A 12771-nucleotide genomic window follows, 5' to 3' on the forward strand; every position below is an offset into this window, starting at 1 on the left:
CCCGGGAGTTGCTGTTGCATGCTCTTGCGGAGGACGATCCTACGTTTGCAGCCCGGGGGCGCATCAAGGGTCTCATGTGGACATGTGCGCCGGCATACGGTCCCAGTCCTCCGGAAGCAACGGTACGGCCCAGGACGGATCCGGGCGCCAGTGCTGCCAGCCGTCGCCGAACGGCGGCCCCCAGGCACGGATCGCCGCCACCGCCGAGCGGCCCGCCTCCCGCACCCGCTCGGCGAGTTCGGCGTCCATCAGACCGTCCTGCTGGGCCTGCGCGAACTCGTCCTCGTCGCGCCAGCCCCAAGTACGGTCCGGATACACGCAGATGTCCAGGAAGTGGTCCTCGGAGTCCACCCCGCCGTCCCAACGGGCCAGCGGCTCCTCGAGATTGACATACCAGTTCTTGAACTGCCAGCCCGGATCCCAGAACAGCCACACCGACCAGGGCTCGCCGGGCCGGGCCAGCTTCAGCACGCCCGTGCCGAACCACCGGTCGAGCTGGACGGTCCGTGGCTTGGTGTACCGGGTCCGCAGCGGCTCCTGGTGCAGCGGCGTGCCGTCCGCGAGCACGGGCTTCACGCACTGCGTGCCCGGGGCCATCCAGACGGCGAGCAGCTCGGCGTCGTCGCGGACCACGGTGACCGGCCGGGCGATGTGGAAGCGCGCGCCGCCGTTCTCCCGGTAGCGCCACAGGATCTGATCCCCGGGTCTCCAGAAAGCCGCAGCACCACCCGTTCCCGCGCGTCTCACCGCTCCACCGTCTGCCATGCACAGATATTAGGTGCCATGGCCATACGACGCTGCGGCGCGCGTCACGGTTCTCACGCCGGGGCGCGAAACGTCACGGGTGTGTCATCCGAAGGACATCCAGCGCCTCGTCGAGTTGTTCGACCGTCAGATCGCCGCGCTCCACGTACCCGCCCTCGAGGACCGTCTGCCGGATGGTCTGCCGCTCGGCCAGCGCCTTCTTGGCGACCTTGGCGGCCTCCTCGTACCCGATGTACTTGTTCAGCGGGGTGACCACCGACGGCGACGACTCGGCGTACTCCCGGGCGCGGTCGCGGTGCGCGACGATCCCGTCGACGGTGCGGTCGGCGAGCAGCCGGGAGACGTTGGCCAGCAGCCGGATCGACTCCAGCACGTTCTTGGCGATCACCGGCAGCATGACGTTGAGCTCGAAGTTGCCCGCCGCGCCCGCCGTGGCCACCGTCGCGTCGTTCCCCACGACCTGGGCGGCGACCATCAGCACGGCCTCCGGGATGACCGGGTTGACCTTGCCGGGCATGATCGATGAGCCGGGCTGGAGGTCGGGCAGGCTGATCTCGGCGAGCCCGGTCCTGGGCCCGGACGCCATCCACCGCAGATCGTTGGCGATCTTCGTGAGTCCGACCGCGATGGTCCGCAGCTGCCCGCTGGTCTCGACGATCCCGTCCCGCGCGCCCTGCGCCTCGAAGTGGTCGCGCGCCTCGGTCAACGGCAGCCCGGTGGCCCGGGCGACCTCCTCGATGACGGCCGCCGAGAAGCCGGGGGGCGTGTTGATGCCGGTGCCGACGGCGGTGCCGCCCAGCGGCAGCTCGGCGAGCCGGGGGAGGGAGGCGTGCAGCCGCTCCACGCCGTACCGCACCTGGGCGGCGTACCCGCCGAACTCCTGGCCGAGCGTCACCGGCGTGGCGTCCATGAGATGCGTACGCCCGGACTTCACCACGTCGGCGAACTCCTCGGACTTGCGGGTCAGGGAGGCCGCCAGGTGCTCCAGGGCGGGGATCAGGTCACGGGTGACGGCGGCGGTGGCCGCGATGTGGATGGACGAGGGGAAGACGTCGTTGGAGGACTGGGAGGCGTTGACATGGTCGTTGGGGTGCACGTCCCGGCCCAGGCGCTCGGTGGCGAGGGTGGCGACGACCTCGTTGGCGTTCATGTTGGAGGAGGTCCCGGACCCGGTCTGGAACACGTCGACGGGGAAGTGCGCGTCCCACGTCCCGTCGGCGACCTCCTCGGCCGCGCCCTGGATCGCCTCGGCGATCTCCTTGTCGAGCACCCCGAGTTCGGCGTTCACCTTGGCGGCCGCCCCCTTGATCCGGGCGAGGGCCTCGATGTGGGCGCGCTCCAGGCGCTGGCCCGAGACGGGGAAGTTCTCCACGGCGCGCTGGGTCTGGGCCCGCCACTTGGCGTCCGCCGGGACGCGGACCTCGCCCATGGAGTCGTGCTCGATGCGGTAGTCGCTCATACCCGGTACAGCGATCGACGCGCCGGGGATGTTCCGGGCTTGGTCCGTCCGGGTGCGCCGCCCCTGTGACTCAGGTCTCATCCGTCCCGTGCAGCAGATCGGGGGGCTGCCACGTCGAGGACGGGTGACAGGAAGGGAGGGAGAGTGTGGAGACGGACTTCGACGGCTTCGTCGCCGCCCGGTCGGCCGCGCTGTTCCGGGGCGCCTTCGTGCTGACGGGAAACCGCGAGGCGGCACAGGACCTGGTCCAGGAGACCCTGGAGCGGGCGTGCCGCAGATGGCGCACCATCGCGGCGAAGGACGCTCCGGACGCCTACGTCCGGCGGATCATGGTGAACCTGGCCAACGACCGCTGGCGGAGGTTCCGCCGACTGACCACGACTCACCACACCGAAGGCGGCGAGGCCGTCGCCCCGGGGGACGAGTACGGGCAGGTCGACAGCAGGGACCAGTTGGTGCGCGCGTTGCAGCAACTGCCCATGCGGATGCGGACCGTGGTGGTGCTGCGATACTTCGACGATCTCTCGGACAGCGAGATAGCGGCCGACCTCGGCATCACGACGAGCACGGTCCGCTCCCAGCTGGCCCGGGGCATCGAGAAGCTCAGAAGTCAGTTCCCCGCACTCTCCGGCCCTCCACCGCGGCGGCACACGGAAGGAATCCGATGACCTCGTACGGCGATGCACGGCCTTCCAGCTGCACACCTTTCGAAGAGGAACTGATCAACGCCATGAACCGATTCGCGAACTCCGCCGAGAGCCCCGACTTCGACGCGCCGCAGATCCTGCGGCGCACCCGTCGCCGTCGGACCATCGGCATCGCCGCCGTCGCCGCCGCCCTCATCGCGGCGGGCGGCGGGACGGCCCTGGCCACCTCGGTCGCGAGCAACAGCAGCTCGACCCCGGCGGCGACCGGCACGGCCACCACGAACGACGACGCCACCACCCTGCTCTACCTCTTCAGCGACGGTACGACCACGCGGCTCCCCCTCGCGGGCCTCAGCCTGGACATGGCCAAGCCGCTGCTCGAAAAGACGCAGACGAAACTCGGCACCGTCACCAAGAAGGCCGTCAAGGGCTGCAAGCCGACCTCGGTGCTCGAGGTGACTCCGCACGCCCCGAAGACCATCAAGCCGGGCGACACGGTCAACTTCACCATCTGCGCCGGCTGACCGGGCCCTGACCTGACAACGACGCCCGCCCCTGCACCAATCAGGGGCGGGCGTCCGTCACAGGATCACATCCGTCACACCAGACCCGGCCCCCGCACCGGAATGCTCGTGAACGTCGGTGCCGGGGCCGGATCCTGGAAGAAGTCGTTGCCCTTGTCGTCGACGACGACGAAGGCCGGGAAGTCCTCGACCTCGATCTTCCAGACGGCCTCCATGCCGAGCTCCTCGTACTCGACGACCTCGACCTTCTTGATGCAGTCCTGGGCGAGCCGGGCGGCCGGGCCGCCGATGGAGCCGAGGTAGAAGCCGCCGTGCGTGCCGCACGCGTCGGTGACCTGCTTGCTGCGGTTGCCCTTGGCGAGCATCACCTTGGAGCCGCCGGCGGCCTGGAACTGCTCGACGTAGGAGTCCATCCGGCCGGCCGTGGTCGGGCCGAAGGAGCCTGACGCGTAGCCCTCGGGGGTCTTGGCCGGGCCCGCGTAGTACACCGGGTGGTCCTTCAGGTACTGCGGCATCTCCTCGCCCGCGTCCAGGCGTTCCTTGATCTTGGCGTGCGCGATGTCCCGGGCCACGACCAGCGGGCCGGTGAGGGACAGCCGGGTCTTGACCGGGTACTTGGTCAGCTCGGCGAGGATGTCGTCCATCGGCTGGTTGAGGTCGATGCGGACGACGTCCGAGGACTCGTCCAGGTGCTCGTCGGTCGTCTCCGGGAGGAACCGCGCCGGGTCCGTCTCCAGCTGCTCCAGGAACACGCCCTCGGCGGTGATCTTCGCGACCGCCTGCCGGTCGGCGGAGCAGGACACGGCGATCGCGACCGGGCAGGACGCGCCGTGCCGGGGGAGGCGCACGACCCGTACGTCGTGGCAGAAGTACTTGCCGCCGAACTGCGCGCCGATCCCGATCTTCTGCGTCAGCTCGAAGACCTTCTCCTCCAGCTCCTTGTCCCGGAAGCCGTGACCGAGCTCGGAGCCCTCGGCCGGGATCTCGTCCAGGTAGTGCGCGGAGGCGTACTTCGCGGTCTTCAGCGCGTACTCGGCCGACGTGCCGCCGACGACGATCGCCAGGTGGTACGGCGGGCAGGCGGCCGTGCCCAGCGAACGGATCTTCTCCTCCAGGAACTTCATCATCGAGCCCTCGTTGAGGACCGCCTTCGTCTCCTGGTAGAGGAACGACTTGTTGGCCGAGCCGCCGCCCTTGGCCATGAACAGGAACTTGTACGCGCCGCCGTCGGTCGCGTACAGCTCGATCTGGGCCGGGAGGTTGGAGCCGGTGTTCTTCTCCTCCCACATGGTGAGCGGAGCCATCTGCGAGTACCGCAGATTGAGGTTGAGGTACGCGTCGTAGATCCCGCGCGAGAGGGCGGCCTCGTCGCCGCCCTCGGTGAGCACGTTCTGCCCGCGCTTGCCCATGACGATGGCCGTGCCGGTGTCCTGGCACATCGGGAGCACGCCCGCCGCCGCGATGTTCGCGTTCTTCAGGAGGTCCAGCGCGACGAACTTGTCGTTGTTCGACGCCTCGGGGTCGTCGATGATGCGGCGCAGCTGGGCGAGGTGGGCGGGGCGCAGATAGTGCTGGATGTCGTGGATGGCCTCGGCGGCCAGCTTGCGCAGCGCCTCCGGCTCCACCTTGAGGAACGTCCGCCCGTCGGCCTCGAAGGTGGAGACACCCTCGGAGGTCACCAGCCGGTACGGGGTGGTGTCCTCTCCCATGGGGAGCAGATCGGTGTACGCGAACTCAGGCATGTCGCCCATTCCTCTTTCGACAGACGGCGCGGCCAGCCGCCATTGGCGGGCGCCCTCCAGGGTAGAACCTGTCTCTGACGGCGAGCTGGTGAGGTAAGACTCAGTTCGCCCGCCGCTCGTTCCCGGACAGGGGTATCGCGATCTATCGTGTTTGGGTACGCTGCTGTCGTGGACCTTCAGAAGCAGACGACCGCGACGACCGCACCCACACCGGCCGCCGAGCTGCGCGCCTCGGACGCCGACCGTGACCGCATCGCCGACATCCTCCGCGACGCCCTGGCGGAGGGCCGGCTGACCGCCGAAGAGCACGCGGAGCGCGTCGAGGGCGTGCTGTCCGCCAAGACGGTCGGCGAACTGGACGTCTTCGTACGGGACCTGCCCGCCGCGCACGAGCCGCGCACGGGCCCGGGCGTCACCCCCAACCGCCCCGCCGCCGGCGCGATACCCGCCGACCCCGACGACAACGTGATCGCGGTCTTCAGCAGCGCCGTCCGCCGGGGCCGCTGGCGCGCGGGCCGCCGTATCCACGCGTACGCCGTCTTCGGCAGCGTCGAGATCGACCTCAGCGAGGCGCTCTTCGAGCACCAGCAGGTCGTGATCAAGGCGATGGCGGTCTTCGGGAACGTCGAGGTCCGCGTCCCGGAGAACGTCTCGTTGCGGGGCACCGGCGCCGGAGTGCTCGGCAACTTCGAGGTGGACACGCTCGACTCGGCCGACCCCGAGGCCCCGGTCGTCTACGTCGACGGGTGGGCCGTTCTGGGCAACATCGAAGGCAAGCCGAAGCGCGGCAAGCTCGTCGCGGACATCCTCGATCGCGTTCAGCGCAAGGTCGACAAGGGTTTGCGCAAGCACCTGTGACCGTTGACGGTCGTGAATCCGGTCGGGCCCGGTCGGGTCCCGAATCCGGCCCGTCCCGTCCCGGGAGCGCTCAGAAAACCCCGTAATCCAGCGGTTCGGAACTCAGTGCATAGGCACGCGCACAGCGGGTAGGCCTTGCTGCATCGTCTCTCGCTCGCGAAGCCGTCGTCAGGAGTAGACCCGTGCTGCAACCGCCGCATTCGTCCCTGCAGGTCGCCGCTGTTCCGGCCCCGCGGGTGCCAGCGCGCGACAGGGACCAAGACGCTCCCTGGCACACCGAGGCGGTGTGCCGGCGCGACGAGGCAGGCCTGTTCTTCGCACCGTCGAAGGAGCCCACCGCCGCCCGCCTCTCCCGCGAGGAGGCCGCCAAGCGGGTCTGTGCCCGCTGTCCCGTCATGGTCGAGTGCCGCGAACACGCGCTGCTGCAACCCGAGCCGTACGGCGTCTGGGGCGGCCTCACGGCCGCCGAGCGCCGTGTGGTCCTGGCCCGGCGCCGCCGCCGCGACATGGAGCTGAAGAAGGCCGCGAGGTCGACGACGGACCGCATAGCGGCAGCCGGCTAGCCGGCGGGCGGCCGCGGCACGCGGCTCACGGCACGCGGCTCAGGCTCACGGCACGCGGCTCAGGCTCACGGCCAAGCGAACGGGGCGCCCCCTCCGCACCGGGGGCGCCCCACCTTTTCGGGTCGCTTCTCTGTGAGCTGCTTCTCTGCGATCTGCTTCTCTGTGCGCTACTTCGCCCGGTCGAAGTCCACCGCGCTGTACGCGCGCAGCTTGCTCAGCCGGTGCTCGGAGTCGATCCGACGGACCGTCCCCGACTTCGACCGCATCACGATCGAGTCGGTCGTGGCCGTCTCCGACCGGTACCGCACCCCGCGCAGCAGCTCGCCGTCGGTGATCCCGGTCGCGACGAAGAACACGTTCTCCCCGGTCACCAGGTCCTCGGTGGTCAGCACCCGGTCGAGGTCGTGCCCGGCGTCGATCGCCCGCTGTCGCTCCTCGTCGTCCTTGGGCCACAGCTTGCCCTGGATGGTGCCGCCCAGGCACTTCACCGCACAGGCCGAGATGATGCCCTCGGGGGTGCCGCCGATGCCGAGCAGCAGGTCGATGCCGGTGCCCTCGCGCAGCGCCAGGATCGAGCCGGCCACGTCGCCGTCGGAGATCAGCTTGATGCGCGCCCCGGTCGCCCGGATCTCCTCGATGATGCCCTCGTGCCGGGGCCGGTCCAGGATGACGACGGTGACGTCCTCCGGCGTGGCCCGCTTCGCCTTGGCGACCCGGCGGATGTTCACCGCCACGGGTGCGTCGATGTCGACGAAGTCGGCGGCCTCGGGGCCGGTGACCAGTTTGTCCATGTAGAACACGGCGGACGGGTCGAACATCGCGCCCCGCTCGGTGGCCGCGAGGACGGCGATCGCGTTCGGCATGCCCTTGGCCGTCAGCGTGGTGCCGTCGATCGGGTCGACGGCGATGTCGACCTCGGGCCCGGTGCCGTCGCCGACGCGCTCGCCGTTGAAGAGCATCGGCGCCTCGTCCTTCTCGCCCTCGCCGATGACGACCACGCCGTTCATCGACACGGTGGAGACGAGGGTCCGCATCGCGCGGACAGCGGCGCCGTCGGCGCCGTTCTTGTCGCCGCGGCCCACCCAGCGGCCCGCGGCCATCGCGGCGGCTTCGGTCACCCGGACGAGTTCCAGGGCGAGGTTGCGGTCGGGGGCCTCGGAGGGGACATCGAGTTCGGACGGCAAGTGATGATGCTCGGTCATCGGAGCGCACCTTTCTGACTGATACGACGACGGCCGGATGAGGGTTCGACTCTCGACTCTATCGTCAGTCCGACAAAATGAGCAGGGGACCCCACGGATGAGCGCATCGGGCACCTGCGACGATAGGGGGCGTGGCAGGTTCGAACGGCAAGCAGAAGACGGCCCGGGACATGATCCTCTCCCTGGGCCTGATCATGATCGCGGCGTGGGTCATATACCTCTTCATCCCGCACGACGATCGCGCTCCCGACGTCAAACGGGTCGACTACCGCGTCGAGCTCCTCACGGCTCGCCGCGCGGCCTCGTACCCGGTGGCCGCACCCGAGGGTCTGCCCGAGAGCTGGAAGGCGACCTCCGTGCGCTTCCGCGGCGACGACTTCGACGCCTGGCATCTCGGCTTCCAGGCCCCCGACGGGGAGTACGTGACCATCGAGCAGTCCACTCAGAAGCGCTCGACGTTCATCGACGAGGCCAGTCAGGGCGGGCGGGCCACCAAGGTCGCCGAGGAGATCGGCGGCCGCACCTGGATCCGCTACACCGGCGGCCGCTACGACGCGCTCGTCCTGCAGGACACCGACGGCTCGACGACGGTCGTCGCAGGCACGGCGTCCTTCGACCGGCTGAAGACGATGGTCGGAGCGCTGAAGCTGGCGTGAGCGCGGTGTGACCTACGAAAGAGGTACGTGAGACGTACGAAAGAGGCCCCCGGTGTCCGGGGGCCTCTTTCGTACGTGCGTGTCCTACGTCCGTACACGTCCGTCAGGCGTCAGCGCACGTCCGTCAGACGGTGGTGATGACCTCGTCGTAGGCCAGGCGCGGGGAGCGCGGGTACCAGGCGTCCTGGCCCGGCTTGCCGATGTTGACCACCATCAGCGGGGTGTGGTCGTCGTCGAGGAACTCCTTGCGGACGCCCTCGAAGTCCACGCCGGTCATCGGGCCGGCGGCGAGGCCGGCGGCGCGCACGCCGACGATGAAGTACGCGGCCTGCAGGGCGGCGTTCACCGTGGCCGAGCCCTCACGGGCCGGGCGCTCGCTGAAGAAGAGGTCCTTGGCCTGCGGGAACGCCGGGAACAGGGTCGGCAGCTCCTCGTGGAACTCGTTGTCCGCGGAGAGGATCGCGACCAGCGGGGCGGTGGAGGTCTTGGCCTGGTTGCCCTCGGCCATGTGCTTCACCAGGCGCTCGCGGGCCTCGGCGGAGCGGACCAGGGTGATGCGCAGGGGGGTCTGGTTGAAGGCGGTCGGGCCGTACTTGACCAGGTCGTAGATCGCCTGGATCTGCTCGTCGGTCACCGGCTCGTCGGTGAAGGTGTTCGCGGTGCGGGCCTCGCGGAACAGCAGGTCCTGGGCGGCGGGGTCAAGAACGAGAGACATGCGTGAACTTCCTCGGGGTGGGGTCCGGGCGGAGGTACCGGACCGTGGTCCGGATCGGCTGACGAGACCGACGGTACGCGAGAGAAGGTTCAAGGTTCAACAAAAGCCGGGGAGTGGTGACCCGCATCACAGTCGCCGCGCCGACTTGTGTCGGCTCACCCCGCCCTGACCGCGCCGCCGGGGCTACTCGCCGCTCTCCTTCTCTCCCGTCTCCTCGGCCAGCGCCGCGTCCAGCCGGGCCCGTGCGCCCTCCAGCCAGCGCCGGCACACCTTGGCCAGCTCCTCGCCGCGCTCCCACAGGGCGAGGGACTCCTCCAGCGTCGTACCCCCCGCCTCCAACCGGCGGACGACCTCGATCAGCTCGTCGCGTGCCTGCTCGTATCCGAGCGCTTCGTCCGTCTTGCTCGTCATGCACTCATCCCTGGTCGTCGACACGAACACTGAACTCACCCTCGGCGACCCGCGCGCGCAGCGGCTCGTCCGCCGTCACCTCGCCCGGATCCCGGACCACATGCCCGTCAACCTTCTGCAGCACCGCGTACCCCCGCTTCAGCGTCGCGGCCGGCGAAAGGGCCACCACGCGCGCGTGCGTGTGCGTCAGCTCGGAGTCCGCGCGGTCCAGGAGGTGCCCGAGCGTGCGCCGGGAACGGTCGACGAGCGCCGAGACATGAGCGGCCCGCTCGTCGATCATCCGGTGCGGATCCTGTATGGCGGGCCGCGCCAGCGCATGGGCGAGCCCGCGCTCCTCCCGCTCCAGGAACCCCGCCACGCACCGGCGCGCCCGCCCGCGCAGCATCCGCACCCGCTCCAGCTCCTCGCCGACGTCCGGCACGACCTTCTTCGCCGCGTCGGTCGGCGTCGAGGCGCGCAGGTCGGCCACATGGTCCAGCAGCGGGTTGTCCGGCTCGTGCCCGATCGCCGAGACCACCGGCGTACGGCAGGCCGCCACCGCGCGGATCAGCTGCTCGTCGGAGAACGGCAGCAGGTCCTCCACGCTGCCGCCGCCGCGCGCGACGACGATCACGTCCACCTCCGCCAGCGCGTCCAGCTCCTTCACGGCCTGGACCACCTGCGGCACCGCGTGCACCCCCTGCACCGCGACGTTGCGCACCTCGAAGCGGACGGCGGGCCAGCGGTGCCGGGCGTTCTCCAGGACGTCCCGCTCGGCGGCGGACGCCCGGCCGCACACCAGCCCGATGAGCTGCGGCAGGAACGGCAGCGGCTTCTTGCGCTCCGGCGCGAACAGCCCCTCGGCCGCCAGGGACTTCTTCAGCTGCTCCAGCCGGGCCAGCAGCTCCCCGACGCCCACCGGCCTTATCTCGACCGCCCGCAGCGACAGCTGCCCCCGCGGCGCATACCACTCCGGCTTCGCGTGGACGACGACCCGCGCGCCCTCGCCGACGACGTCCGCCACGTCGTCGAACACCTGCCGAAAGCAGGTCACGCTCACGGAGACGTCGTACGACGGATCGCGCAGCGTCAGGAACACGACGCCCGCGCCCGGGCGCCGCGACAGCTGGGTGATCTGCCCCTCCACCCACACCGCGCCGAGCCGGTCGATCCAGCTCCCGATGAGCCGCGAGATCTCGCCGACGGGCAGCGGAGTCTCAGCGGACGTGTTCACAGCCATGTCGCGAGCGTAACGGCCACCACCGACAACGCCGCGTCCCGCGCTCCAGCCCACCTCGAGGGTCCCCCCGGGCTTCCCCCTCGGCTCCCGGCCGCCCTCCCCGGCCTCCCTGCCCTCCCCGGCCTCCCGCCCTCCGCGACGAGGCGATCTTCGACCCCTCGGGCGCGGCCTTACGATGGGACGCATGACTGCTTCGTCTGGCCGCCGTGTCCTGCTCGCCGCCCCCCGGGGCTACTGCGCGGGCGTCGACCGTGCCGTGATCGCCGTCGAGAAAGCCCTCGAGCAGTACGGGGCGCCGGTCTACGTCCGGCACGAGATCGTCCACAACAAGTACGTCGTGCAGACCCTGGAGCGGAAGGGCGCCGTCTTCGTCGAGCGGACGGAGGAGGTCCCGCCGGGCAACATCGTGATGTTCTCCGCGCACGGCGTCGCCCCCGTCGTCCACGAGGAGGCCGCCCGCGGCAGCCTCGCCACCATCGACGCGACCTGCCCCCTGGTCACCAAGGTCCACAAGGAAGCCGTCCGCTTCGCCCAGGAGGACTACGACATCCTCCTGATCGGGCACGAGGGCCACGAGGAGGTCATCGGCACCTCCGGCGAGGCCCCCGACCACATCACGATCGTCGACGGCCCCGAGGACGTGGCGAAGGTCGAGGTCCGCGACCCGTCCAGGGTCGTCTGGCTCTCCCAGACCACGCTGTCGGTCGACGAGACCATGGAGACCGTCGACGCGCTCAAGGGCAAGTTCCCGCAGCTCATCTCCCCGCCCAGCGACGACATCTGCTACGCCACGCAGAACCGTCAGCTCGCGGTGAAGCAGATGGGCGCCGAGGCCGAGCTGGTGATCGTGGTCGGCTCCCGCAACTCCTCCAACTCCGTGCGGCTGGTCGAGGTCGCCAAGCTCGCCGGCTCGCGCTCGGCCCACCTCGTGGACTTCGCGAGCGAGATCGACGAGGCCTGGCTGGAGGGCGTGACCACGGTCGGCGTCACCTCCGGTGCGTCCGTTCCCGAGGTCCTCGTCGAAGAGGTCCTGGCCTGGCTCTCCGAGCGCGGCTACGCGGACGTCGAGCTGGTCAAGGCCGCCGACGAGCACATCACCTTCTCGCTGCCCAAGGAACTCCGCCGTGACCTGCGCGACGAGGCGGCCGCGCTGCTGGCCGAGCGCGGCGTGAGCGGTGCGGTGTCGGGTGCGGCCTCTGGTCCGGCGGGCACCTCGACTGAGTGACTGTCAGTCGATCGTCGTAACGTAGAGCCATGCAGATCTTCGGCGTGGACATCGGTGGATCCGGGATCAAGGGCGCTCCCGTGGACCTGGACAAGGGCGACCTGGCCCAGGAGCGCCTCAAGGTGCTCACCCCGCAACCGGCGACGCCCGACGGCGTGGCCGACGGGGTGAAGGAGGTCGTCGACCACTTCGGCTGGACCGGCCCGGTCGGCCTCACCTTCCCCGGCGTGGTCACCGGCGGGTCCACGATCCGTACGGCGGCCAATGTCGACAAGAGCTGGATCGACCTGGACGCGCGCGCGTTGTTCAGCGAGCGGCTGGGCGGGCTGCCCGTGACGGTGGTCAACGACGCGGACGCGGCAGGCGTCGCCGAGATGTCCTTCGGCGCGGGACGCGACCGCAGCGGCACGGTCGTGCTGCTGACGTTCGGCACCGGCATCGGCAGCGCCCTCTTCGTCGACGGCACGCTCGTGCCCAACACCGAGCTCGGCCACCTGGAGCTGCACGGCCACGACGCGGAGAAGCGCGCCAGCAGCAAGGCCAAGGAGGACGGCGAGCTGACCTGGGAGCACTGGGCGCAGCGCGTCCAGAAGTACCTCGCCCACGTCGAGATGCTCTTCTCGCCCGAGCTGTTCATCATCGGCGGCGGAGTCAGCCGCAAGTCCGAGAAGTTCCTGCACTTCATCGAGGACGTCAAGGCCGAGATCGTCCCGGCGCAGCTGCAGAACAACGCGGGGATCGTGGGCGCGGCGATGCACGCGGTGAAGGGGCACTAGGCGCCTTTC

Annotated in this window: 14 protein-coding genes; 7 read left to right on the forward strand and 7 right to left on the reverse strand. The window is 70.1% G+C overall.

What is annotated here, in order from left to right:
• Positions 1-72: 72 nt before the first annotated feature.
• Both OG562_RS27825 and OG562_RS27830 read right to left on the reverse strand, forming a co-directional pair.
• The gene (locus tag OG562_RS27825; RefSeq protein WP_266402497.1) at positions 73-765 is read right to left on the reverse strand and encodes a DUF402 domain-containing protein; all 693 of its coding nucleotides are present in this window, start codon (positions 763-765) and stop codon (positions 73-75) included.
• Between the two features lie 73 nt (positions 766-838).
• Entirely contained in the window at positions 839-2224 is a 1386-nt protein-coding gene (locus tag OG562_RS27830) for an aspartate ammonia-lyase (RefSeq protein WP_266402500.1), read from the reverse strand.
• Between the two features lie 146 nt (positions 2225-2370).
• Here OG562_RS27830 and OG562_RS27835 point away from each other — a divergent pair, with 146 nt between their 5' ends.
• Both OG562_RS27835 and OG562_RS27840 read left to right on the forward strand, forming a co-directional pair.
• Complete coding sequence (locus OG562_RS27835) at positions 2371-2892, forward strand: SigE family RNA polymerase sigma factor (protein WP_266402503.1); 522 nt, start codon at positions 2371-2373, stop codon at positions 2890-2892.
• Between the two features lie 62 nt (positions 2893-2954).
• Positions 2955-3395, forward strand: a complete 441-nt coding sequence (locus OG562_RS27840; RefSeq protein WP_266402505.1) for a hypothetical protein — start codon at positions 2955-2957, stop codon at positions 3393-3395.
• Between the two features lie 74 nt (positions 3396-3469).
• On the opposite strand, the gene OG562_RS27845 is transcribed toward OG562_RS27840, so the two are convergent.
• Complete coding sequence (locus OG562_RS27845) at positions 3470-5137, reverse strand: fumarate hydratase (RefSeq protein WP_266402507.1); 1668 nt, start codon at positions 5135-5137, stop codon at positions 3470-3472.
• A 168-nt stretch (positions 5138-5305) separates the two neighbouring features.
• Here OG562_RS27845 and OG562_RS27850 point away from each other — a divergent pair, with 168 nt between their 5' ends.
• Together OG562_RS27850 and OG562_RS27855 are read left to right on the forward strand one after the other, a co-directional pair.
• Positions 5306-5995 (forward strand): DUF1707 domain-containing protein, encoded by a 690-nt coding sequence (locus OG562_RS27850; RefSeq protein WP_266402509.1) that lies wholly within the window; start codon positions 5306-5308, stop codon positions 5993-5995.
• Positions 5996-6177: 182 nt separating this feature from the next.
• Positions 6178-6558 carry a WhiB family transcriptional regulator gene (locus OG562_RS27855; RefSeq protein ID WP_266402511.1) on the forward strand — a complete coding sequence of 127 codons (381 nt, stop codon included), beginning with the start codon at positions 6178-6180 and terminating at the stop codon, positions 6556-6558.
• A gap of 167 nt (positions 6559-6725) precedes the next feature.
• Here OG562_RS27855 and glpX read toward each other — a convergent pair whose 3' ends face one another.
• Positions 6726-7760, reverse strand: coding sequence for a class II fructose-bisphosphatase (gene glpX, locus OG562_RS27860; protein WP_266402512.1), 1035 nt, complete (start codon positions 7758-7760; stop codon positions 6726-6728).
• A gap of 131 nt (positions 7761-7891) precedes the next feature.
• Here glpX and OG562_RS27865 point away from each other — a divergent pair, with 131 nt between their 5' ends.
• A complete protein-coding gene (locus tag OG562_RS27865) occupies positions 7892-8416 on the forward strand; it encodes a DUF4245 domain-containing protein (RefSeq protein WP_266402514.1) in 525 nt (174 codons plus the stop codon).
• A gap of 124 nt (positions 8417-8540) precedes the next feature.
• On the opposite strand, the gene OG562_RS27870 is transcribed toward OG562_RS27865, so the two are convergent.
• The 3 genes from OG562_RS27870 to xseA form a co-directional block, all read right to left on the reverse strand.
• Positions 8541-9131 (reverse strand): malonic semialdehyde reductase, encoded by a 591-nt coding sequence (locus OG562_RS27870; protein ID WP_266402516.1) that lies wholly within the window; start codon positions 9129-9131, stop codon positions 8541-8543.
• 183 nt (positions 9132-9314) lie between these two features.
• The gene (locus tag OG562_RS27875; protein ID WP_266402518.1) at positions 9315-9542 is read right to left on the reverse strand and encodes an exodeoxyribonuclease VII small subunit; all 228 of its coding nucleotides are present in this window, start codon (positions 9540-9542) and stop codon (positions 9315-9317) included.
• Between the two features lie 4 nt (positions 9543-9546).
• Positions 9547-10761 (reverse strand): exodeoxyribonuclease VII large subunit, encoded by a 1215-nt coding sequence (xseA, locus tag OG562_RS27880; protein ID WP_266402521.1) that lies wholly within the window; start codon positions 10759-10761, stop codon positions 9547-9549.
• A gap of 175 nt (positions 10762-10936) precedes the next feature.
• Between xseA and OG562_RS27885 the strand changes: the two genes are divergently transcribed.
• Together OG562_RS27885 and ppgK are read left to right on the forward strand one after the other, a co-directional pair.
• Positions 10937-11986: a 4-hydroxy-3-methylbut-2-enyl diphosphate reductase gene (locus OG562_RS27885; RefSeq protein WP_266402524.1), complete on the forward strand. Its 1050-nt coding sequence runs from the start codon at positions 10937-10939 to the stop codon at positions 11984-11986.
• Between the two features lie 29 nt (positions 11987-12015).
• Complete coding sequence (ppgK, locus tag OG562_RS27890; protein ID WP_266402527.1) at positions 12016-12762, forward strand: polyphosphate--glucose phosphotransferase; 747 nt, start codon at positions 12016-12018, stop codon at positions 12760-12762.
• Positions 12763-12771: the final 9 nt, after the last annotated feature.

Origin of the sequence: Streptomyces sp. NBC_01275, assembly GCF_026340655.1 — a bacterium.
GTDB lineage: Bacteria > Actinomycetota > Actinomycetes > Streptomycetales > Streptomycetaceae > Streptomyces.

Excerpts from the sequence above, each read along its gene's own strand:
- glpX (WP_266402512.1), bottom strand. The coding sequence starts at position 7,760 with ATGACCGAGCATCATCACTTGCCGTCCGAACTCGATGTCCCCTCCGAG.
- OG562_RS27825 (WP_266402497.1), bottom strand. The coding sequence starts at position 765 with ATGGCAGACGGTGGAGCGGTGAGACGCGCGGGAACGGGTGGTGCTGCG.
- OG562_RS27875 (WP_266402518.1), bottom strand. The coding sequence starts at position 9,542 with ATGACGAGCAAGACGGACGAAGCGCTCGGATACGAGCAGGCACGCGAC.
- OG562_RS27885 (WP_266402524.1), top strand. The coding sequence starts at position 10,937 with ATGGGACGCATGACTGCTTCGTCTGGCCGCCGTGTCCTGCTCGCCGCC.
- xseA (WP_266402521.1), bottom strand. The coding sequence starts at position 10,761 with ATGGCTGTGAACACGTCCGCTGAGACTCCGCTGCCCGTCGGCGAGATC.
- ppgK (WP_266402527.1), top strand. The coding sequence starts at position 12,016 with ATGCAGATCTTCGGCGTGGACATCGGTGGATCCGGGATCAAGGGCGCT.
- OG562_RS27870 (WP_266402516.1), bottom strand. The coding sequence starts at position 9,131 with ATGTCTCTCGTTCTTGACCCCGCCGCCCAGGACCTGCTGTTCCGCGAG.
- OG562_RS27845 (WP_266402507.1), bottom strand. The coding sequence starts at position 5,137 with ATGCCTGAGTTCGCGTACACCGATCTGCTCCCCATGGGAGAGGACACC.
- OG562_RS27830 (WP_266402500.1), bottom strand. The coding sequence starts at position 2,224 with ATGAGCGACTACCGCATCGAGCACGACTCCATGGGCGAGGTCCGCGTC.
- OG562_RS27840 (WP_266402505.1), top strand. The coding sequence starts at position 2,955 with ATGAACCGATTCGCGAACTCCGCCGAGAGCCCCGACTTCGACGCGCCG.